20 protein-coding genes are annotated in these 21903 nt (G+C 68.4%); 16 read left to right on the top strand and 4 right to left on the bottom strand.

The annotated features are described in order from the left end of the window. The first annotated feature begins 265 nt into the window (after positions 1-265). The 7 genes from P2PM1_RS00915 (at position 266) to P2PM1_RS00885 (ending at position 7459) form a co-directional block, all read left to right on the top strand. A complete protein-coding gene (locus P2PM1_RS00915; protein ID WP_186397853.1) occupies positions 266-1444 on the top strand; it encodes a cysteine desulfurase family protein in 1179 nt (392 codons plus the stop codon). Positions 1445-1614: 170 nt separating this feature from the next. Further along, on the top strand, positions 1615-3087 hold the full coding sequence (gene sufB / locus P2PM1_RS00910) for a Fe-S cluster assembly protein SufB (RefSeq protein ID WP_186389354.1): 1473 nt from the start codon (positions 1615-1617) through the stop codon (positions 3085-3087). A 54-nt stretch (positions 3088-3141) separates the two neighbouring features. Further along, positions 3142-3897 (top strand): Fe-S cluster assembly ATPase SufC, encoded by a 756-nt coding sequence (gene sufC, locus P2PM1_RS00905; protein ID WP_186397852.1) that lies wholly within the window; start codon positions 3142-3144, stop codon positions 3895-3897. A gap of 17 nt (positions 3898-3914) precedes the next feature. Next, positions 3915-5240, top strand: a complete 1326-nt coding sequence (sufD, locus tag P2PM1_RS00900; RefSeq protein ID WP_186397851.1) for a Fe-S cluster assembly protein SufD — start codon at positions 3915-3917, stop codon at positions 5238-5240. Positions 5241-5367: 127 nt separating this feature from the next. Then, the gene (locus tag P2PM1_RS00895) at positions 5368-6615 is read left to right on the top strand and encodes a cysteine desulfurase (protein WP_244301377.1); all 1248 of its coding nucleotides are present in this window, start codon (positions 5368-5370) and stop codon (positions 6613-6615) included. A 7-nt stretch (positions 6616-6622) separates the two neighbouring features. Then, positions 6623-7009 carry an SUF system Fe-S cluster assembly protein gene (locus P2PM1_RS00890; protein WP_186397520.1) on the top strand — a complete coding sequence of 129 codons (387 nt, stop codon included), beginning with the start codon at positions 6623-6625 and terminating at the stop codon, positions 7007-7009. 78 nt (positions 7010-7087) lie between these two features. Next, the gene (locus P2PM1_RS00885; protein ID WP_186389358.1) at positions 7088-7459 is read left to right on the top strand and encodes an iron-sulfur cluster assembly accessory protein; all 372 of its coding nucleotides are present in this window, start codon (positions 7088-7090) and stop codon (positions 7457-7459) included. Positions 7460-7874: 415 nt separating this feature from the next. Here the strand turns inward: P2PM1_RS00885 and P2PM1_RS00880 are convergent, their stop codons facing one another. Then, a complete protein-coding gene (locus P2PM1_RS00880) occupies positions 7875-9083 on the bottom strand; it encodes an aminotransferase class V-fold PLP-dependent enzyme (RefSeq protein WP_186397849.1) in 1209 nt (402 codons plus the stop codon). Positions 9084-9162: 79 nt separating this feature from the next. Between P2PM1_RS00880 and P2PM1_RS00875 the strand changes: the two genes are divergently transcribed. Beyond that, positions 9163-9762 carry a gamma-glutamylcyclotransferase gene (locus tag P2PM1_RS00875; protein ID WP_186397517.1) on the top strand — a complete coding sequence of 200 codons (600 nt, stop codon included), beginning with the start codon at positions 9163-9165 and terminating at the stop codon, positions 9760-9762. An 18-nt stretch (positions 9763-9780) separates the two neighbouring features. Here P2PM1_RS00875 and P2PM1_RS00870 read toward each other — a convergent pair whose 3' ends face one another. After that, entirely contained in the window at positions 9781-10503 is a 723-nt protein-coding gene (locus P2PM1_RS00870) for a VIT1/CCC1 transporter family protein (RefSeq protein WP_186397848.1), read from the bottom strand. A 296-nt stretch (positions 10504-10799) separates the two neighbouring features. Between P2PM1_RS00870 and P2PM1_RS00865 the strand changes: the two genes are divergently transcribed. From P2PM1_RS00865 to gltX, 6 genes are all read left to right on the top strand, one after another. Then, positions 10800-12185, top strand: coding sequence for a class II 3-deoxy-7-phosphoheptulonate synthase (locus P2PM1_RS00865; RefSeq protein ID WP_186397847.1), 1386 nt, complete (start codon positions 10800-10802; stop codon positions 12183-12185). Positions 12186-12416: 231 nt separating this feature from the next. Then, on the top strand, positions 12417-12947 hold the full coding sequence (locus P2PM1_RS00860; protein ID WP_186397846.1) for a response regulator: 531 nt from the start codon (positions 12417-12419) through the stop codon (positions 12945-12947). Positions 12948-13030: 83 nt separating this feature from the next. Continuing rightward, entirely contained in the window at positions 13031-14743 is a 1713-nt protein-coding gene (locus tag P2PM1_RS00855; protein ID WP_186397845.1) for an NAD+ synthase, read from the top strand. Positions 14744-14805: 62 nt separating this feature from the next. Then, positions 14806-16014, top strand: coding sequence for an MFS transporter (locus tag P2PM1_RS00850; RefSeq protein WP_186397844.1), 1209 nt, complete (start codon positions 14806-14808; stop codon positions 16012-16014). Between the two features lie 214 nt (positions 16015-16228). Continuing rightward, the gene (locus P2PM1_RS00845; protein WP_186397843.1) at positions 16229-17476 is read left to right on the top strand and encodes an MFS transporter; all 1248 of its coding nucleotides are present in this window, start codon (positions 16229-16231) and stop codon (positions 17474-17476) included. A gap of 9 nt (positions 17477-17485) precedes the next feature. Continuing rightward, the gene (gltX, locus tag P2PM1_RS00840) at positions 17486-18859 is read left to right on the top strand and encodes a glutamate--tRNA ligase (protein ID WP_186397842.1); all 1374 of its coding nucleotides are present in this window, start codon (positions 17486-17488) and stop codon (positions 18857-18859) included. Here the strand turns inward: gltX and P2PM1_RS00835 are convergent. Both P2PM1_RS00835 and P2PM1_RS00830 read right to left on the bottom strand, forming a co-directional pair. Beyond that, entirely contained in the window at positions 18822-20078 is a 1257-nt protein-coding gene (locus P2PM1_RS00835; protein WP_186397841.1) for a DUF2865 domain-containing protein, read from the bottom strand. The genes gltX and P2PM1_RS00835 overlap by 38 nt on opposite strands. A 118-nt stretch (positions 20079-20196) precedes the next feature. Next, complete coding sequence (locus tag P2PM1_RS00830) at positions 20197-20685, bottom strand: MarR family winged helix-turn-helix transcriptional regulator (protein ID WP_186389368.1); 489 nt, start codon at positions 20683-20685, stop codon at positions 20197-20199. A gap of 214 nt (positions 20686-20899) precedes the next feature. Here P2PM1_RS00830 and P2PM1_RS00825 point away from each other — a divergent pair, with 214 nt between their 5' ends. Both P2PM1_RS00825 and P2PM1_RS00820 read left to right on the top strand, forming a co-directional pair. Continuing rightward, positions 20900-21280: a hypothetical protein gene (locus tag P2PM1_RS00825; RefSeq protein ID WP_186389369.1), complete on the top strand. Its 381-nt coding sequence runs from the start codon at positions 20900-20902 to the stop codon at positions 21278-21280. 69 nt (positions 21281-21349) lie between these two features. Then, positions 21350-21868 (top strand): CreA family protein, encoded by a 519-nt coding sequence (locus tag P2PM1_RS00820; protein ID WP_186397509.1) that lies wholly within the window; start codon positions 21350-21352, stop codon positions 21866-21868. The last annotated feature ends 35 nt before the right edge of the window (positions 21869-21903 follow it).

Genomic DNA, 21903 nt, shown 5'->3' with positions numbered 1-21903 from the left:
GTTCCTACAACTTCTTTAGAATCGTTCGAAAGTTGACGGCGGAGGCCGCGTCTCGTCCGGTTCACGTCGGCGGCCCGGTCGACCAGTCGTGTCGATCTGTCCGTCCGGCCAGCGTGGTATATAGGGATGTCTTAAACCGATCTCCACGCGGAATTGCAAGAATTGCATCGCGCAAGATGACAGCCGGGTCGGTTTTTTTGTCGGACGGACGGTCCGGCGGAGCAGTTTTGAGCGGCGTGTTTTCGGCGCAGACGGTACGAGGGTCATGACGTCAGGGGCCGGCATCTATCTCGATCACAATGCAGGCGCGCCATTGCGCCCGCAGGTGGCCGAGCTTGTCTGCCGGGTGCTGACCCAGACCGGCAACGCCTCGTCGGTGCACGGGCCGGGCCGGCGGGCGCGCGGCACGATCGAGACGGCGCGGGCGCAGGTCGCCCGGCTGTGCGGCGTGCCGGGCGCGCAGGTCACCTTCACCTGCGGCGCCACCGAGGCGAACGTGACGGCGCTGTCGCCGGTCTGGAAGGACGGTCGCGGCGAGCGGCGGTTCACCCGGCTGCTGGTGGCGGCGAGCGAGCATCCCTCGGTCGCGGCCGGCGGGCGCTTTCCGGCCGAGGCGCGCGAGAGCGTCCCGGTCGACGGCCAGGGCCTCGTCGATGTCGCGGTGCTGAGCGCGCGGGTCGGCGAACTGACGGCGGCGGGCGAGAGCCTGCTGGTGGCGGTGATGGCGGCCAACAACGAGACCGGCGTGCTGCAGCCGCTGGGCGAGATTTCGTCGGCACTCAAGGGCAGCGGCGCGGTGCTGCATGTGGACGGCGTGCAGGCGGCCGGCCGCATCGCCATCGACATGGAGGCCTGGGGCGCCGACAGCCTGGCGCTGTCGGCCCACAAGATCGGCGGCCCGCAGGGCGCGGGCGCGCTGGTGGTGCGCAGGGCAGGGTTGCACCCGGCCCCCTTGCTCACCGGCGGCGGACAGGAAAACTGGCGCCGCGCGGGCACGGAGAATGTCGCGGCGATCGCCGGTTTCGGCCTTGCGGCGGAACTGGCGGCGGCGGAACTGGTTGGATGGGACGAAATTACGGCCCTTCGGGATGGCATGGAGCGGCAGCTTCGCCATATATGGGCCGACACAGTGGTTTTCGGCGCCGGCGCACCGCGGCTCGGCAACACGAGTTGCTTCGCGGTGCCGGGCGTGGCGGCGGAGACCGCGCTGATCGCCCTCGATCTGGAGGGCATCGCGGTGTCGTCCGGCTCCGCCTGCTCCAGCGGCAAGGTCGGCGTCTCGCCGGTGCTGTCGGCGATGGGCGTGGAGCGGGATCTGGCGCGCGGTGCCATCAGGATCAGCCTCGGGCGCAACACCGCGCCGGATGAGATCGAGATGTTTCTTGCCGCATGGCGGCGGATATCGGGACGGATCAGGCAGACAGGCGCGGGCCGCGCCGCCTGACGGGATCCGGACCACACGAGCGATAAGGGGCGCGGCCTGCGCCCCGTCACGACCCGGACGCGGCTCGGCTGCGTCCAGAACGGAAGAATGACCGGGGGCGGCCGGCGGCCGCGCCCATCACATAGTGCGACAACCCGCGGTCCTTGACACCGCAGTGGATGGAGACACGCATGGCTGCAGTTCAGGAGACGATCGACCGTGTCCGGTCGATCGACGTCGATCAATACAAGTACGGTTTCATCACCGACATCGAGTCCGAAAAGGCTCCCAAGGGACTCAACGAAGACATCATCCGCTTCATCTCGGCCAAGAAGAACGAGCCGGAGTGGATGCTGGAATGGCGGCTGGAGGCCTATCGGCGCTGGCTGACCATGACCGAGCCGACCTGGGCCCGCGTCGAGTACCCGAAGATCGACTTCAACGACATCTATTACTACGCCGCGCCGAAGTCCGCGCCGGGGCCGAAGAGCCTCGACGAGGTCGACCCGGAGTTGCTGAGGACCTATGAGAAGCTGGGTATCCCCTTGCGCGAGCAGGAGATTCTGGCCGGCGTCGAGCCGAAGAGCCGGGTCGCGGTGGATGCGGTGTTCGACAGCGTGTCGGTGGTCACCACCTTCAAGGAGGAGCTGAAGAAGGCCGGCGTCATCTTCTGCTCGATTTCCGAGGCGCTGCGCGAGCACCCCGAACTGGTGCGCAAGTATATCGGCTCCGTGGTGCCGGTCACCGACAACTTCTACGCGACGCTGAATTCGGCGGTCTTCACCGACGGTTCGTTCGTCTACGTGCCGGAGGGCGTGCGCTGCCCGATGGAGCTGTCGACCTATTTCCGCATCAACGAGAAGAACACCGGCCAGTTCGAACGCACGCTGATCATCGCCGAGAAGGGCGCCTATGTCTCCTATCTGGAGGGCTGCACGGCGCCGCAGCGCGACGAGAACCAGTTGCACGCGGCGGTGGTCGAGCTCATTGCCCTGGACGATGCCGAGATCAAGTATTCGACCGTGCAGAACTGGTTTCCGGGCGACAAGGAAGGCAAGGGCGGCATCTACAACTTCGTCACCAAGCGTGGCGATTGCCGTGGCAAGAATTCCAAGATCTCCTGGACCCAGGTCGAGACCGGGTCGGCGATCACCTGGAAGTATCCGTCCTGCATCCTGCGCGGCGACAATTCGCGCGGCGAGTTCTACTCGATCGCGGTGTCGAACGGCTATCAGCAGATCGACAGCGGCACCAAGATGATCCATCTCGGCAAGAACACGTCGAGCCGCATCATCTCCAAGGGCATCTCGGCCGGCAAGTCGCAGAACACCTATCGCGGCCTCGTCTCGGCGCATCGCAAGGCGTCGAACGCGCGCAACTTCACACAGTGCGACAGCCTGCTGATCGGCCAGGATTGCGGCGCCCACACGGTGCCCTATATCGAGTCGAAGAACGCGACGGCCGTGTTCGAACACGAGGCGACCACCTCGAAGATCTCCGACGACCAGATGTTCTACTGCCAGCAGCGGGGGCTCTCCGACGAGGAAGCGGTGGCGTTGATCGTCAACGGCTTCGTCAAGGACGTGATCCAGCAACTGCCGATGGAGTTCGCCGTCGAGGCGCAGAAGCTGATCTCCATCTCGCTCGAAGGCTCGGTCGGCTGACGCCGGCCGACCGCCTCGCATACCGAACATCCTGAAAGACCGACGGATACCAAAATGCTTGAGATCAAGAACCTGCACGCCCGCATCGCCGAAGACGGCACCGAGATCCTGCGCGGCATCGACCTTGTCGTGAAGCCGGGCGAAGTGCACGCCATCATGGGCCCGAACGGCTCCGGCAAGTCGACCCTGTCCTATATCCTCGCCGGCAAGGACGACTACGAAGTCACCGAAGGCGACATCGTCTATAACGGCCAGAGCCTCCTGGACCTGGCGCCGGACGAGCGCGCCGCCGCCGGCGTCTTCCTCGCCTTCCAGTACCCGATCGAGATCCCGGGCGTGGCGACGATGACCTTCCTGAAGACGGCGCTCAACGCGCAGCGCAAGGCGCGCGGCGAAGACGAGCTCTCGACGCCGGAATTCATGAAGCGGGTCAAGGAGAAGGCCGGCGAACTGCAGATCACCATGGACATGCTGAAGCGGCCGCTGAATGTCGGCTTCTCCGGCGGCGAGAAGAAGCGCGCCGAGATCCTGCAGATGGCCCTGCTGCAGCCCTCGCTCTGCGTGCTCGACGAGACCGATAGCGGCCTCGACATCGACGCGCTGAAGGTGGTGTCGGACGGCGTCAACCGCCTGCGCGGGCCGGATCGCTCCTTCGTGGTGATCACCCACTACCAGCGCCTGCTCGACCACATCGTGCCGGACGTGGTGCATGTCCTGTCGAAGGGGCGCATCGTCAAGACCGGCGGCCCGGAGCTGGCGCTGGAACTGGAGCAGAAGGGCTACGCCGACTTTGTCGACGCGGCCGCGTGAGAGGTCAGGATAGAGACATGACCATCGAACCACGCACCCTGGAGACCAGGGCCGAAACCGACCTGGCCGAGGCCTATTACCGCGACCGCGACGCCCTGCCGGGCGGAGCGGCGGTCGCCGGGCTCCGCAAGTCGGCCTTCGACGCCTTCCGCAGAAGCGGGCTGCCGCATCGCCGGGTCGAGGAGTGGAAGTACTCCGACCTGCGCGCGAGGCTGAAGAGCGTTCCGGCCTTTGCCGCGCGCCGCAGCGACGATGACGCGAAGGCGGCGCTCGCCGCGCTCGACGACGTCTACGGCGTGGCCGACCGCTACCGGCTCGTGATCGTCGACGGCCATTTCCATGCCGGCCTCTCCGACGTTGCCGCGCTGGCCGAGGCCGGCGTGGGCGTGCGCCCGCTCGCCGAGGCGCTTGTCGAAGAGGGCGAGAGCCTGATGCACCTGCCGCAGATCGCCGCCGGCGATGCGGCGACGGGCCTCAGCGCCGTCTTCTGCGCCGACGGCCTCGTGCTGTCGCTGGCCGAGGGGGCCTCGCTCGACAAGCCGGTCGAGATCGTCCACGCGCTGTCGGCGAGCGCCGTCTCGACCAGCGAGCGGGTGATCGTGACGGCGGCCAAGGGCGCCAAGGCGACCGTGCTGGAGACCTTCGTCGGCGGGGCGGAGGGGAGCTTCTCCAACACGCTGACCGACATTCGCGCCGGCGACGAGGCGGAGGTGACCGTCGCCCGCCTGCAGGCGGAAGCCGCCGGCACCACCCATGTCGGCAGTGCCGTGGTGACGCTCGGAGCCGAAACCAAGGTGAAGCTGATCGGCGCCGGCATCGGCGCGGGCTTTGCCCGGCACCAGTCCTTCATCGCCTTCACCGGCGAGGGGTCGCGCGCCGACCTGCTCGGCATCACCATGGTGCGGGCCGGCCAGCATGTCGACCAGACGCTGGTGGTGGACCATGCGGTGCCGCATTGCGACAGCCGCGAGCTGTTCAAGACGGTGGTCGGCGACGGCGCCAAGGGCATCTTCCAGGGCAAGATCATCGTCCGCCCGCATGCGCAGAAGACCGACGGCCAGATGATGACCCAGTCGCTGCTGCTGTCGGACGACGCGGAGATGTCGCTGAAGCCGGAACTGGAGATCTTCGCCGACGACGTGCAGTGCGCGCATGGCGCAACGAGTGGCCAGATCGACGAGGATCTGCTGTTCTACCTGCGCTCGCGCGGCATTCCGGAGGCCGAGGCCCGCACGCTGCTGGTGCTCGCCTTCCTGTCGGAAGCGGTCGAGGAGATCGGCGAGGAGATCGTCGTGGAGGCCTTCGAGGAGCGTATCCGCGCATGGCTGGCCGCCGGGGCGTAAGCCCTGGCCCGGCGTGCTTCCGGGGCACAGAGCCCCGATGCAAAGGCTTCCGGGGCGCAAAGCCCCGGCAGCACCGTACAGGCCGGGGCAGGCGCCCCGGCGAAGCGGGAGAACGCAGATGACGTCGATGCCCGATCCCGGTGCCGTTGCAAGCGCCCCCTATGACGTGATGGCGGTGCGCCGCGACTTTCCGATCCTGTCGCGCCAGGTCTATGGCAAGCCGCTTGTCTATCTCGACAATGGCGCCTCGGCCCAGAAGCCGCAGGCGGTGATCGACGCGGTGACGAAGGCCTATTCGCACGAATACGCCAATGTCCATCGCGGGCTGCACTACCTGTCGAACACGGCGACCGAGAATTTCGAGGCCGCGCGCGAGACCGTGCGCCGGTTCCTCAACGCGCCGTCGCAGGACGAGGTGATCTTCACCCGCTCGACCACCGAGGCGATCAACCTGGTCGCCCAGACCTTCGGCGTGGAGCGGATCGGAGCGGGCGACGAGATCGTCCTGTCGATCATGGAGCACCACTCCAACATCGTGCCCTGGCACTTCCTGCGGGAACGGCAGGGCGCGGTGCTGAAATGGGTCTATGTGCGCGAGGACGGCTCGTTCGACCTTGAGGCTTTCGAGGCGGCCTTGTCGCCGAAGACCAAGCTGGTGGCGATCACCCAGATGTCGAACGTGCTCGGCACCGTGGTGCCGATCCGTGACCTGTGCCGCATCGCCCATGCGCGCGGCATTCCGGTGCTGGTCGACGGCAGCCAGTCGGCGGTGCACATGCCGGTCGATGTGCAGGACCTCGGCTGCGACTTCTTCGTCTTCACCGGCCACAAGGTCTACGGCCCGACCGGCATCGGCGTGCTGTGGGGCAGGATGGAGCATCTGGAGCGGATGCGTCCGTTCAACGGCGGCGGCGAGATGATCCTCGACGTCACCGAGGAGATGGTGACCTACAACAGCCCGCCGCACCGCTTCGAGGCCGGAACGCCGCCGATCGTCCAGGCGATCGGCCTTGCGGCCGCGCTCGACTACATGGACGGGCTCGGACGCGAGCGGATCGCCGCGCATGAGGCGGCGCTGCGCGACTATGCGCAGGAGCGGCTGAAGCAGATCAACTCGATCCGCATCTTCGGCGAGGCGCCGGGCAAGGGCGCCATCATCGCCTTCGAGATGAAGGGGGTGCATGCTCATGACGTGTCGATGGTCATCGACCGCGAGGGCGTCGCCGTGCGGGCCGGCACGCATTGCGCGCAGCCGCTGCTGGCGCGCTATGGCGTGACCTCCACCTGCCGGGCGAGCTTCGGCCTCTACAACACGTTCGACGAGGTCGACAGGCTGGTCGAGGCGTTGCAGAAAGCCCACGACTTTTTCGCATGAGGGCGAGATGAGCGAAGACCAACTGATCCAGGACGAGGACGCCCAGGCCGAGATTTCGGCCACCGGCTCCGCCTTTTCCGAAGACGAGCTGAAGCGCCTGACCGACGACATCGTCGGGGCGCTGAAGACCGTCTACGACCCGGAAATTCCCTGCGATATCTATGAGTTGGGCCTGATCTACAAGGTCGACATCGAGGACGACCGCTCGGTCGCCATCGACATGACGCTGACCGCGCCGGGCTGCCCGGTCGCCGGCGAGATGCCGGGCTGGGTGGAGAACGCCGTCAGCGCGGTTCCGGGCGTCGGCGACGTCAACGTGCAGATGGTGTTCGATCCGCCGTGGACGCCCGAGCGCATGTCGGAAGAGGCCAAGGTGGCGCTCAACTGGTATTGAGCGCCGCTCGGCCCTATATTGACGGCTAACGCGGAGGCTTCGGGCCCCGCCAAACGCTAGTAGAACCGGGGAACGGATATGGCTTCCAGATTCCAGGTCCTGAAACTGACCGACGCCGCCGCCGAGCGCGTGCGCGAGATCATCGACAATTCGGCCAGGCCCGTTCTCGGCCTGCGCGTCGGGATCAAGAAGGGCGGCTGCGCCGGCATGGAATACGACATGAGCCTCGTCGAGGAGGCAAAGCCGGGCGACGACGTGATCGACGACAAGGGCGTCAGGATCTTCATCGAACCGTCGGCGGCGCTGTTCCTGCTCGGCACGGAGATGGATCACGAGGTGACGAAGTTCCGCTCCGGCTTCGTGTTCCGCAATCCCAACGAGGTTTCCGCCTGCGGCTGCGGCGAATCCGTCTCGCTGAAAGAGGCCGACGCTGAGGCGTTCGGGGCCTGAAAGTAAGCCTTGCGCTTGCATTCCCGGCCGCGATGCCGAACGGCCCAAAAGCACGGCGCCGGAGGGCGGGCATGAACCTCTCCTTGCGTCCTCCCGGACGGCGCGTAGCGCCGAGCCGGGAACCAGAGGTACCCTCAGCGAGCGTTTGTCGCACATACCTTCGCCTGCGTCTTCCCGGACGAGGCCGAAGGCCGACGATCCGGGACCGGAGAGCCACGGCGCCAGTGGTGTCCTTCCGGAGCGCGGCCGACAGGCCCTCGGCTCGCCGGCCCCGGCTCGCGCTTCGCTTGGCCGGGGTTGACGAAAGAGAGGCTTGCGTGCAGGAGGACGCGGGGAGGGGTGGTCGGCGCCGCGTCCCCGGCCATCGTCCGCCGGGGCCTGGGCGCTACCTCTCCGTAAACCCTGACTGACCTTCTCAGCCCTCCCGCAGGGCCTTCAGCAGGGTCTCGATCTCCACTTCCGTGTTGTAGGCGTGCAGCGAGGCGCGCAGGACCGCGTCGAGACCGCGACGCGGCAGGTCGATGCGCGCGGAGGAGGCCGTGGAGACGGAGGTGTTGATGCCGGCAGCCGTGAGACGGGCCTTCGTCGCGGACGGGGCCTCGCCCGCCACCGTCAGCGTGACGATGCCGCAGCGGCGCGTGCCGCGGTCATGCACGGCGACGCCGGGGAGCTTCACGAGTTCCTCCCGCAGCAGGGCGGCAAGGGCGCAGATGCGGTCTTCCAGCCGCTGCGCGCCCACCTCCAGCGCATAGCGCACGGCGACGCCGAGGCCGATCTGGCCGGCGAAATAGCGCTCCCAGTTCTCGAAGCGGCGCGCGCCGTCGACGAGGCGGTAGCTCGCCGCGTCGAGCCACTCGGCAGATTCCAGATCGATGAAGGCGGGCTCGAGCTGGTCGAGCACGGCGTCCGAGACATAGAGGAAGCCGGTGCCGCGCGGCCCGCGCAGATACTTGCGCCCGGTGCCGGAGAGCATGTGGCAGCCGATGCGGGTGACGTCGAGGGCGATCTGGCCGGCGGACTGGCAGGCATCCAGCAGGTAGAGCAGCCCATGGCGGCGGGCGATGGCGCCGACCTCCTCGGCCGGATTGACCAGCCCGCCGAAGGTCGGGACATGGGTGAGGGCGATCAGCCGGGTCTTCGGGGTGATCGCCGCCTCCAGCGCCTTCAGGTCGATCTGGCCGGTCTCGTCGTCGTCGATCAGGTCGATCTCGATGCCGGCGCGGGCCTTCATCTGCAACAGCGCCACATAGTTGGAGACATATTCGGCGCGGCCGGTGATCACCCGGTCGCCGGGGCGGAACGGGATCGAGTAGAAGGCCATGTCCCAGGCGCGGGTGGCATTCTCCACATAGGCGATCTCGTGCGGGGCAGCACCCAGCAGCGCGGCAACGGCCGGATAGAAATCGGCGACCATGGACGCCGCCCGGTCGGCGGCCTCGTAGCCGCCGATCTCCGCCTCCAGATCGAGATGCGCCTTGACGGCGGCAAGGACCGGGGCGGGCGGCAGGCTGGCGCCGGCATTGTTGAAATGGACGAGCCGGCTGGCGGCCGGCGTGTCGATCCGCAGACGCGCGGTGTCGGCGTCGGTCCAGCCATGGGATTGCACATAGGGAAGGGTGGTCATCGGCCGGGCGATCCTTTAGGCAGAAGGGAGAGGCGCGCGGGGGGAGCCGCGGGGGCGGCGCGCCACGGGAACGAAACGCATGACCATCACGTATTTCGGTTACGGATCGCTCGTCAACACCCGGACGCTGGGTCCGCAGGCGCGGGCGGAGGCCGGAACGCTCGCAGGCTGGCGGCGCGAGTGGCGCGCCTGGTGGCGCCCAGTAGGGGCGGAAAACCTGCCGAAGGTGTGTACGCTGACCGTGCGCCGGGCGGAGGATACGGCGATCCGCGGCGTGATGGTGAGCGAGCCGGCCGAGCGGCTTGCCGAGCTCGACGCGCGCGAGCGGCGCTATCGCCGGATCGACGGCATCGGCCCGTCCTTCCGCCGCGACGGCGACGGGGCGAGCGGCGCGGCGGGGGCCTTCCTCTACGAGGCGGACAGCGAGATCCGCCGTCCCGGCGACGACGATCATCCGATCCTGCAGAGCTATGTCGACTGCGTGCTCGCCGGCTTTCATGCCTTCTGGGGCGAGGAGGGCGTGCGTCACTTCATCGAGACGACGGACGGCTGGGACGCGCCGATGCTGGCCGACCGGGCGGCGCCGCGCTATCCGCGCGCACAGCAGATCGAGCCGGACCTGCTCGGGTTGTTCGACCGGCTGCTGGCCCAGACCGGCCTGCGCCGCATCGCCGTCTGAGGCGGGTCGCAGGGCCGCTCAGGTCAGCAGCCGCTCCAGGAAAAAGCCGATCGCCCAGGCGAGGGCAGCAGCGCCAAGGCCGATGGCGAGCGTCTCCGTGCCCGAGCGCAGCCAGCCCTGCGTCGACCAGATCGACTTGGCCGAGCCGATGGCGAAGAAGACCGCCCCGGTCGCCACCACGGCGGCGGTGGCGGAGGCCTCCAGTCCGGCGAGGAAGGGGACGAGCGGAACCGCGCCGCACAGCACGAAGGCGGAGAAGGTGGCAAGCGCGGCGCGCAAGGGATCGCGCAGGCCCCCGGAAACGCCATGTTCCTCGGCGAGCATGGTCTCGACCCAGACGGCGCGGCGGGAGGTGATGAGCTCGGTCATCTGCTCCAGTTCGGCGCCGTCATAGCCTTTGCCGCGGAAGATCTGGCGGATCTCCTCGCGCTCGCCGTCCGGCACCTTGTCGATATGGCGCTCTTCCATCGCCTTGAGCCGGCGGTAGTCGTCGTGTTCGGCCTTGGTGCCCGAGTAATTGGCGGCGGCCATGGAGAAGCCGTCGGCGATCAGGTTGGCGACGCCGAGGATCAGCACGACGCGGGCCGAAAGGTTCGCGCCGACGCTGCCGGCGACGATTGCGAAGGTGGTGATGGCGCCGTCGATGCCGCCATAGATCCAGTCGCGCAGGTAGCTGATGCGCGGGCCGCGGGCAAGGCGCGCCGCGATGGCGGCGGCGGAGTGATCGTGTTCGAGCGGCATCCGGCTGGCTCTCCTGCGGGTGGCTGGCAGGTCGTGGCTTGCTGATCCTTGCAGAGAGTTTCAGGTCGCGCGCTCGCGGGCAATGCGCAAAAGCGCGGTGCGGCGTTGTGGCAGGCGCCCGCGACGTTATCTGTGGCCTCGTCTCGCTGGCGCGTGTATAACGCCCGGCACCTGCCGTCCGCGCGACATCCGTTTGGCGTGGCGAGCGGACGGACGAGGCAAACGAAACACGCAACCGGAGCGGATGCCTGCTGGCACAAGATCTTGCCGAAGGTCTTTTACACGGAGTTGGAGCAATGGCGCAGAACTGGACACCGGATAGCTGGCGGTCGAAGCCGATCGTGCAGGTGCCCGAGTATCGCGACGCGGACGCGCTCGCGGAAGTGGAGCGCCGCCTGTCCGACTTTCCGCCGCTCGTTTTTGCAGGTGAGGCGAGAAAGCTGAAGGCCCAGCTCGCCGAAGTGGCCGAAGGACGCGGTTTCCTGCTGCAGGGCGGCGATTGCGCGGAGAGCTTTGCGGAGCACCACGCGGATCATATCCGCGACTTCTTCCGCGTCTTCCTGCAGATGGCCGTCGTGCTCACCTATGCCTCGGCGCAGCCGGTGGTGAAGGTCGGCCGCATCGCCGGCCAGTTCGCCAAGCCGCGCTCCGCGCCGATGGAGAAGCAGGGCGACGTGGAACTGCCGAGCTACCGCGGCGACATCGTCAACGACATCGCCTTCACGCCGGAGACCCGCGAGCCGGATCCGCAGCGCCAGGTCATGGCCTACCGCCAGTCGGCCGCGACGCTGAACCTCTTGCGTGCCTTCGCGCAGGGCGGCTTCGCCAATCTCGACCATGTGCACCGCTGGATGCTGTCCTTCGTCAAGGACAGCCCGCAGAGCCACCGCTATCAGGCGCTGGCCGACCGCATCTCCGAGAGCCTGGAGTTCATGCGGGCCTGCGGCATCGATCCGGACAGTGCGCCGCAACTGCGCTCGACGGATTTCTTCACCAGCCACGAGGCGCTGCTGCTCGGCTACGAGCAGGCGATGACCCGCGTCGACAGCACCTCCGGCGACTGGTACGCCACCTCCGGCCACATGCTGTGGATCGGCGACCGCACCCGCCAGCCGGACCATGCGCATGTGGAGTTCTTCCGCGGCATCAAGAACCCGATCGGGCTGAAGTGCGGCCCGAGCCTGAAGGCCGACGAACTTCTGGGCCTGATCGACACGCTGAACCCGGCCAACGAGGCCGGCCGGCTGACGCTGATCTGCCGCTTCGGCGCCGACAAGGTGTTCGAGCACCTGCCGCAGCTCGTGCGCGCGGTCGAGCGCGAGGGCAGGAAGGTGGTGTGGTCCTGCGATCCCATGCATGGCAACACGGTCACCGCCGGTGGCTACAAGACGCGGCCGTTCGAGCGGATCATGCGCGAGGTCGAGGCCTTCTTCGCCGTGCACCGGGCGGAAGGCACCTATGCCGGCGGCATCCATGTGGAGATGACCGGCAAGAACGTCACCGAGTGCACGGGCGGGGCCCGGGCGCTGACGGCGGAGGATCTCGCCGACCGCTACCACACCTATTGCGATCCGCGGCTCAATGCCGAGCAGGCGATCGAGCTTGCCTTCATGGTGGCCGAGAACGTCCGCAAGGAGCGCGATCAGCGGAGCAATCCGGAGCGCGAGGCGGCCATCGCCTGACTGTAGCCGGCCCGTGAAGCCGAGATAACGATACCCGCCGCCGGTTTGCAGCCGGCGGCGGTTTCGTTTCCCACCCTTGGTAGTTTTTCGGAAACATGTCCTGAGGTAAGGGTCATGCGCGCCGCGCCGGACATTTCACGGCGGGGTTGCACTGGAAAAACTTACGTAAGGAAATTTTTCCGTATTTCGCATATTTTTAAGTATGGGCGCATCGGGAGGGGACCGAGCGGCATGGTTTTAGATCTTTCAGCAGTGTCGGTGCTCGTCATCGACGACAATTCGCATATGCGCAGCCTGTTTCGGGCGATCCTTGGCGGCTTTGGTGTGCGCCGCATCTTTGATGCGGTGGATGGAGCGGAAGGGTTCGCGACGACTGTGGACAGGAAACCGGACGTCGTCATCTGCGACTGGGTGATGTCTCCGTTGAGCGGTGCCGAGTTTCTGGCGCTCCTGCGCGCGGACGCCGACATGGGCGTGGCGACCACCCCGGTGATCCTGGCGAGTGCCGACGCGCGCAAGCCGGTGGTGCTGGAGGCGGTCGACCTTGGCATCCACGAGTTTCTGGCAAAGCCGCTGGCGCCGGCCATGCTGTACCACCGCTTGCAGCGGGTGCTGACCGAGCACCGTCCGTTCCTGCGCAGCGGCGGGCGGTTGCGGCCGGCACCGCGCGGCTGCACGCGGGCGTCGGCACGGCCGTCTCCGGCCGTCGCGGCAGCGGCGCTGGCGACACCAGGGGCGGGGAGCAACACCCTTTATATCTGAGCCGGCCGTCGGGCCGCGGTGTAGCGGCCGCCATGCGTTCTCGCCGATTGCGCAGGCGCAAGGGCCGGGCTACACCGTTTGGCATGAGCGCGACCCCGACCGAATCTTCCCCGAAAACCGGCTCTTCGGCCCTCCCTGACAGGCTGCGCCTGGCGGTGGCGCAGATGAACCCGACCGTCGGCGATGTCGAGGGCAACCTGGCGCTGGCGCGCCGTGCCCGCGCGCAGGCCGCCGCCGGCGGAGCCGATCTGCTGCTGCTGTCCGAGCTGTTCCTGTCCGGCTATCCGCCGGAGGATCTGGTGCTGAAGCCGGCCTTCGTTGCCGCCTGCCGGGCGGCGCTGGACGAGTTGGTGGCGGACACGGCCGACGGCGGACCGGGCATCGTCATCGGCCTGCCCTGGCGCGAGGGCGACAAGCTGCATAATGCGGTGGCGCTGGTCGACGGCGGGCGCATCGAGGGCGTGCGGTTCAAGTATGACCTGCCGAATTATGGCGAGTTCGACGAAAAGCGCGTGTTCCAGGCAGGTCCCTTGCCGGGGCCGGTCGGCTTTCGCGGCATCCGTCTCGGTCTGCCGATCTGCGAGGACGCATGGACCGAGGAGGTCTGCGAGTGTCTCGAGGAGACCGGCGCGGAGCTGCTGCTGGTGCCGAACGGCTCGCCCTTTCACGCCGGCAAGCCGGATGTGCGGCTGCAGGTGATGGTGGCGCGGGTGGTCGAGACCGGCCTGCCGCTGGTCTATTGCAACCAGCTTGGCGGCCAGGACGAACTGGTGTTCGACGGGGCATCCTTCGCGCTGCAGGCCGATCGGCGGCTTGCCTTCCAGATGGCTGAGTTCGTCGAGGAGATCGCGATCACCGACTGGCATCGCGATGCGGACGGGCGCTGGGTCTGTGAGAGCGGGCCGAAGGCGGAGCTGCCGGACAACGATGCTGCGCGCTGGCAGGCCTGCGTTCTCGGCTTTCGCGACTATGTGAACAAGAACCGTTTCCCGGGCGTGGTGCTGGGCCTGTCCGGCGGCATCGACAGCGCGGTGGTTGCGGCCATGGCCGTCGACGCGCTGGGGGCTGACAAGGTCCATTGCGTGATGCTGCCCTATCGCTACACCTCGACGGAGAGCCTTGTCGACGCAAAGGCCTGCGCGGATGCGCTCGGCGTGCGCTACGACACGGTGGCGATCGCCCCGGCGGTGGAAGGCTTTGCCGAGGGGCTGTCGGCGCTGTTCGCCGGCACCGAAAGCGGCGTGACGGAAGAAAATCTCCAGTCGCGGGCGCGCGGCACGATCCTGATGGCGATCTCCAACAAGTTCGGCGCCATGGTCGCGACCACCGGCAACAAGTCGGAGATGTCGGTCGGCTACGCGACGCTCTACGGCGACATGAATGGCGGCTTCAACCCGATCAAGGACCTCTACAAGACGCAGGTCTACCGGCTCGCTGCCTGGCGCAATGCCAACCGGCCGGACGGGTTGCTCGGGCCGGCGGGCGAGGTGATCCCGGTCAACATCATCGACAAGGTGCCGACCGCGGAACTGCGCGAGAACCAGACCGACCAGGATTCGCTGCCGCCCTATGACGTGCTCGACGACATTCTCGAGTGCCTGGTGGAGAACGAGATGTCGGTCGGCGACATCGAGGCGCGCGGCCATGACCGCGCGCTGATCCACCGCATCGAGCACCTACTCTATATCGCCGAGTACAAGCGCCGGCAGTCGGCGCCGGGCGTGAAGATCACCCGCAAGAATTTCGGCCGCGACCGCCGCTATCCGATCACCAACCGCTTCCGCGACCGCAGCTAGGCCGCTTTTCCGGCGGCGGCATCCCGGACCGGGCTGCCGCCGTTCCCGCCACGCGAGGGATCATGCGCCTCGACAGGCTCCGCCTGATCGCCATCCTTGCTGCCGGCCAGATCGTCGGCTGGGGGACGACCTTCGACATGCCCGGCGTGCTGGGGCGGCGGATCGCCGCCGAACTCGGCATGTCGAACGCGCTCGCCTTCGGCGGGTTGACGGCGATGATGCTGCTGGGCGGCTTCGCCGGCCCCTGGACCGGACGGCTGATCGAGCGGCATGGCGCAGCACAGGTGCTGGCAGCGGGCGCCGCGACCATGGCGGCGGGGCTGCTCGCCATGAGCCTGGCGCAGGGCGTTCTGATCTACTACGCCGCCTGGCTGGTGATGGGGATCGGCGGCGCACTCGGCCTGACCGTGCCGTGCAACGCGGCGGTGGTCGAGCGGGAAGGGGCGGGCGCCCGGCGCTCCATCGGCATCCTGATGATCTTCACCGGCCTGTCGGCCGCCGTCGCCTGGCCGCTGTGGAGCCTGCTGGAAGGGGCGATCGGCTGGCGCATGGCGATGCTGGCGGCCGCCGGTACCCAACTCGTGCTGTGCCCGCTCTATCTCTTCGCTCTGCCGTCGCCGCGCGACGAGGACGGAGGCGCCGCGCGGGCCGCGGCGGCCGCGGTGGAACCCTTGCGGCTGACGCAGGCGCGGGCGCGACTTGCCTTCCTGCTGATTGCGCTGGTCTCCATCGTCTTCAGCCTGGTCACCACGGGTCTCGCGCCGTCGCTGATTGCCCTGTTGCAGATGTCGGGCGCCTCGCCGGCGCTGGCCCTGGAACTCGGCGCGCTGCGCTCGGTGCTCGGCATCACGGCGCGGCTTGCCGATGTCCTGGCGGGGCGGTTCGCGACGCCGCTGACCTCCGGCCTCATTGCCGCCGCGCTGCTGGTGGGCTCGCCCGTGCTGTTGCTCCTCGCCGACGGGCAGGCCTCTCTGCTCTATCTGTTCATCGCGTTCTACGGGTTCGGATCGGGCATTTCGGCGCTGACAAGGGCGCTGCTGCCGCTCAGCTTCTTCTCGGCGAGCCGCTATGCGCGCGCGGCGGCCAACCTGTCGCTGCCGAGCAATATCGCGATGGCGGCAGGTCCGCTGCTGGTGACCGTGGTGCTGGACAGTGCCGGTGTGGCGGGTGTGGTGCTCTACGCTTCGGGGTTGGCGATGCTGGCGCTGGCCGCGCTTGCCTGCCTCACCGTCCTGGCATGGAGATGCCCGGCGGAAACCGCGGCGACCTGAGACGGGCATTGTCGGAAAGCGCCCTCTCTTTCGCCGGGGGAGAAACTTCTCTATCCTGACGGCTCTTTCCTGGTCCTGCGACCGGTGCCGCCGGCCCGCGCTCCACCTGATCGACTCGCGGTCGCACCGCCTTTCGTCTCGCGCCAGGCCCCGGCTGACGCGGGCGCGGGCGTGCCGGCCTGCTCACCTGCCACCTTTGCCGCGGATCGCCGCCATGCCGTTCTTCATCTTCCTGCGCGACAATCTCCGCTGGCTCGGCGCCGGGCTGCTGCTGACCTTCTTTTCCAGCTTCGGGCAGACCTATTTCATCTCGCTGGTGGCAGGCGACCTGAGGGCCGAGTTCGGCCTCAGCCACGGCGCGTTCGGCGGGCTCTACATGGCCGCGACGCTGTGCTCGGCGCTGTCGCTGACCTTTGTCGGCAAGGCGGTCGACAATTTCCCGCTGGCGCTGGTCGCCGGCGGCGTGGTGGCGGGGCTTGCCCTGTTCACCGCCGGCATGGCCAGCGTCTCCTCGGTCGCCATGCTGTTCGTGGTGCTCTACGGCTTGCGGCTGTTCGGCCAGGGCATGATGACCCATGTGGCGATGACCGCGATGGGCCGCTGGTACGACGCGCAGCGCGGCCGCGCGGTCTCCATTGCCTCGCTCGGCATCCAGTGCGGCGAGGCGAGCCTGCCGCTGGTCTTCGTGACGCTGGCGGGGCTGCTCGGCTGGCGCGGGACGTGGTGGCTGGGTGTCGCCGTGCTGGTGCTGGTGGCGCTGCCGGCGCTGCTCCTGCTGCTGAAGGTGGAGCGGGTGCCGCGCGGGACCGTGCTCACCGACGCGCGGCCGGTGGCGCAGCGGCAATGGACCCGCGCCGAGGTGCTGCGCGATCCGGCCTACTGGATCATTTCCGCCGGCACGCTGGCGCCGCCCTTCATCGGCACGACGATCTTCTTCCACCAGGTCTACCTGGTGGAGCTGCGTGGCTGGTCGATGGAGCTGTTCGCCTCCGCCTTCATGGCGATGTCGGCAATGACCATCAGTTGCGCGCTGCTGGCCGGCCACCTCGTCGACAAGGTGACGGCGCTGCGGCTGCTGCCGACCTTCCTGCTGCCGCTGGGGCTCGCCTGCGTGCTGCTCGGCGCGGTGGCGCACCCGCTTGCCGCCTTCGGCTTCATGGCGCTGCTCGGCGTCAGCTATGGCTTCAGCTCGACGCTGTTCGGCGCGCTATGGCCGGAGATCTATGGCGTGCGCCACCTCGGGTCGATCCGCTCGGTGACGGTGGCGATGATGGTCTTCGCCTCGGCGCTGGGGCCGGGCCTGACCGGCTATCTGATCGATGCCGGCGTGTCCTATTCCTTGCAGGCCTATGCCATGGCGCTGTACTGCCTGCTGGCGGCGCTGGCGCTGACGCTGGTTTCGCGCCATGTGCGCCAGCGGCAGGGGGAAGGCGCCGTTGCGAGTGCTCGGGCTTCCGGCTAAGAGGGGGCCATGACCGTCACCGTTCGCTTCGCCCCGTCGCCGACGGGCTTCCTGCATATCGGCAACGCCCGCCCGGCGCTGATCAACTGGCTCTTCGCGCTGCGCCGCGAGGGGCGCTTCATCCTGCGCTACGATGACACCGACAAGGAGCGCTCGAGCGAGGAGTTCGCCGCCGCGATCGCGGAGGATCTCGGCTGGCTCGGCATCGCGCCGCATGAGAGCTTCCGCCAGTCGGACCGGCTGCCGCTCTACGACGCGGCGGCCGAAAAGCTGAAGGCGGCCGGGCTGCTCTACCCCTGCTTTGAGACATCGGACGAACTGGAGCGGCGGCGCGCCAGGGCGCGGGCGCTCGGTCGCCCACCGGTCTACGACCGGGCCGCTCTGAAGCTCGGCGATGAGGAGCGGGCGCGGCTGGAGGCGGAAGGCCGGCGGCCGCACTGGCGCTTCCTGCTGCCGAACCATGACGGCGATCCCTTCGTCACACAGCGGGTGGAGCGCAGTTGGGACGACCTGTGCCGCGGGGCGCAGAGCATCGACCTTGCCTCCCTGTCCGATCCGGTGCTGGTGCGCGAGGACGGCAGCTATCTCTACACGCTGCCCTCCATCGTCGACGACATCGCCGCCGGGGTGACCCATGTCATTCGCGGCGAGGACCATGTCGCCAACACCGGTGTGCAGATCGCCATTTTCGAGGCGCTGGGGGCAGCGCCGCCGGCCTTCGGGCACCACAACCTGCTGACGACGGTGTCCGGCGAGGGCCTGTCGAAGCGCAAGGGCGCGCTGTCGCTGCGCTCGCTGCGCGAGGACGGGTTCGAGCCGATGGCGGTCGCCTCGCTCGCGGTTCTGACCGGCACCAGTCATGCGGTGGAGCCGGCGGAAAGCCTGGCGCGGCTGGCGGAGGTCTTCGACCTTGCCGACGTGTCGCGTTCGTCGGCGAAGTTCGATCCGCAGGAGTTGCGGCCGCTCAACGCGAAGCTGGTGCATGCTCTGTCCTATGCGGATGTCGCCGCGCGGCTGTCCGGGATGGGCATCCTTGATACTCCTCCCGGGGGCGAAGCCTTCTGGCTGGCGGTGCGGGAGAATTGCGAGACGGTGGCGGATGCCGCGCGCTGGTGGCGCGCCGTGACTGCGCCGCAGCCACTGCCTGTCGCCGAAGAGGACCAAGCGTTTCTTGTCGAGGCGGCGGAGCTGCTGCCGCAGGAGCCCTACGACGAGACGACGTGGGGCGCCTGGACCGGCGCGCTGAAGGAACGGACGGGCCGCAAGGGGCGGGGGCTGTTCTTGCCGCTGCGCAAGGCGCTGACGGGCGAGGAGCACGGGCCGGACATGAAGGCGTTGCTACCGCTTATTGGGCAACGAAATAGCGCGGCCCGACTATCCTGACGGTGCGCTCCTGCGGCGCCTCGGACGGGTCTGCCGCATCGGATGTGGCCGTCTCCGGCTCCCGGGCGGCCTCGGGCGGTGTCCGCCGTGAGGGCATGCCGAGAACGGGCAGCGATGGCCCCTGGCGCACCGGCGAATAGCCAAGTTCCATGTTGAGGCGGGTGTCCGGATCCTGGAGCTGCAGGGCCTCGATGGCGTCCTGTGCGTCCTCGCCAAGGCCGTCGGGAGCAAGGCCGCTGCGCAAGTCGCGGGACGCACCGGCGGTGACGTCGCGCAGGTAGGACGCGGCCTCGTCGTCGCCGCTGCGGATCAGGCTCGCCATGGTCTGGCGGTCGGCGCTCGGCTGGCAGCCGCAGCCTTCCACATAGGCGGTGCGGAAGCGGTTGGCATTCTCCAGATCGCCATAGGGCATGCCGGTGACCGAGACGAGGTTCTCGACGCTCTCGCCCGGATTGCGGTGAACGAAGAGCTCTGCCTCGGCGCCCGGACACATGGAGCGGCACACGGCGGCGTCGCGGCCGAACCCTTCCTCGCCGGTCGCGAAGCTGACGGGGAAGAAGAAGCCGTCGCACATGCGCACGCACATGGTCCGATAGGTCGGGCCGGAGGGCCGGCGAGCGATGGTGGCGCTGCTGTCGCTGGAGCCGACGCGCACGGTGGAGCGCATGCGAGGCTCGTTGCGGGCCGCGTCCACGCTCACCTGCTGGGGGATGGCCTCATTGCCGCGACCGATGCCGAACAGCGACAGGAAGCCGCCGCCGGACGGCGGAGCCGCCCGGATGCCGGTTGGGGCGGGGGCCTGTGCCGTGCGCGGGGCATCGCAGTTCTGCCGGGCCATGGCGCGGCGCAATTCGGCCTCGCGGGCGTTGGTCCGCGCGCCGGCATGACGGGCGCGCTGGCGCTCGATCTTGGCGAGATTGGCGCGCATGCTCTCGATCTTGGGGCCGAGCCCCTGGCAGGAGGGCGCCGCCGCCGCGCCCGAACACCCGAGGTGGCGGAAGTCGCGCTCGGCCAGCGACAGGGCCTGCGACTGGGCGCGATGGGCCTCGTCCCATCTGGCATATTCGGGCGAGCGGGACGCGCCGGCCGTCACCTGCCGCAACTCGGCGCCAAGATCCGCGCAGGTTGTCGCCAGCGCCGGGCCGGGCGCGGCAAGGACGGCGCCGGCGACCGCAAGGCCGCGCAGCAGCGTCTGTCCTCTGCCTAGTCCAAGAGCCATCGGCCGGATCCGTCCACGCAAACACACTGGCCCGGCCGGGGCCGGGTCTCCTGTGCCGACTATGGCGCCAGGCTCCGCCCCGGCACAAGGAAATGCTCGACTTTTAGTAAATTCACGCCTAACCGGCGGCGGGCGGGTCGTCGCGCTGCAGGTGAAGGCTCAGGTCCTGCGCGCGCCTGGCGAGCTGGTCCAGCACCTTGTCGAACACCTCCCTGTCGGACGGATCGAGGGGCGCGAGCAAGGCGTCGGAGAAACGGCGCGCCTCCGGCACCAGCTTGCGATAGGCATCGGTACCGGCATCGGTAAGCTGCAGGATGCTCTCGCGCATGTCGCGGGTGTTGGGGGTGCGCAGGATCAGGCGGCGCTGCTCGAGGCTGGCGACCGCGCGCGACACCTTGGTCTTGTGCATGCGGCTGTGTTCGCCGATCTCCTTGGCCGTCATCGTGCCGAACTGGCCGAGGGTCGCCATGACGCGCCATTCCGGGACGCTGATCGCATAGCGCCGGCGATAGATGCCGGCCAGCGACTGGCTGACCGTCTCGGCCAGCACATTGAGCCGATAGGGCAGAAAGCCCTCCAGCTCGAGAGGCCTGTCGTCGTTGCGCATCGAGGGCTCGCTTTCAGCGGTTGCAGGGGAGGCGCGACGGGCCGCTGCGATGCGCCCCGCGGAGGTGATTGCGATTGTAACGATCGGGAAAGGGCCGGCAAGGTGCGACACAGGGTTGCGCCGGTCCTGCTTGCGGCCGGCGACGCGGCGTGGCAGTCAGACGCATGCGCGGGCAGATGACCCGGCAGGAAATCGCGAAAGGATGGCAGGCAGGATGGCGAAGGCGGCAGGACGGAAGGGCAGGGCGGCACGGCAGACGGACAGCGCGCCGGCGGCACCCAAGCCGCAGAGTCCGGCGCTGGTCTGGCTTGTCCTCAATCATGTGCTGCTGTTGCCGCTGGCGGGCGCATTCGCGCCGATGCTGGCGTTTCGCGCCGGCCTTCTGCATGGCGACGGCCTGCTGATCACAGCGCTGCTGGGGCTGCTTGTCGTGCTGACCCACGGCGCGTGCTGGCGTCTTGCGGCGCGCGCCGGGGAGAGGCGGCTGGCCGCGGCCTCTCTGGGGCTGGGCCTGCTCAGCCTTGCCGCTCTTCTGCTGTTCTCGACGCCGTCGCCGCTGGTGGCGGTCGTGCACGTGGGCAAGCTCCTGATCTGAGGTGAGCGAGCTTGCGGCCGGGAGCGGCGGCTCCCATATGCCGGTCGGACAGATCTGGAGATCGAGACGATGCAATCCTTCCTGCGTGCCGCCGTTCTTGCCGTGACCGCGCTGGCGGCGCTGGCGCAGCCGGCTGTTTCCGCCGACGAGCCGGACCTGATCTTCAAGAAGTCGACGGTGTGGAAGTTCCTGACGCCCGACCACAAGCTGGCGACCTATGCGGTGGACGATCCGCTGGTCGACGGCGTCGCCTGCCATTTCACCGTGCCGGAAAAGGGCGGCGTCTCGGGCTGGCTCGGGGTCGCGGAGGAAGTCTCCGATATCTCGCTGGCCTGTCGCCAGGTCGGGCCGGTGACCTTCAAGGCCAAATTCGAGCAGGGCGAGGAGATGTTCCGCCAGCGCCGCTCGTTCCTGTTCAAGAAGATGCGGATCGTGCGGGGCTGCGACACCAAGCGCAACGTGCTGGTCTATCTCGTCTATTCCGACAAGATCATCGAGGGCAGCCCGAAGAACTCGACCTCGACCGTGCCGATCATGCCCTGGGGCGAGGCGGAGGCGCCGCGCTGCGCCGACTGGCTGTCGAGGTAAGGGGAAAGGGCGGGCCCGGCGGTAAGACGTCTGCG

The sequence above is a fragment of the Stappia sp. P2PMeth1 genome, assembly GCF_900185735.1.
In the GTDB taxonomy this organism is placed as follows: domain Bacteria; phylum Pseudomonadota; class Alphaproteobacteria; order Rhizobiales; family Stappiaceae; genus Stappia.
Note: the sequence above shows the minus strand (reverse complement) of the source record. Positions and strands in the feature narration are given on the sequence as shown.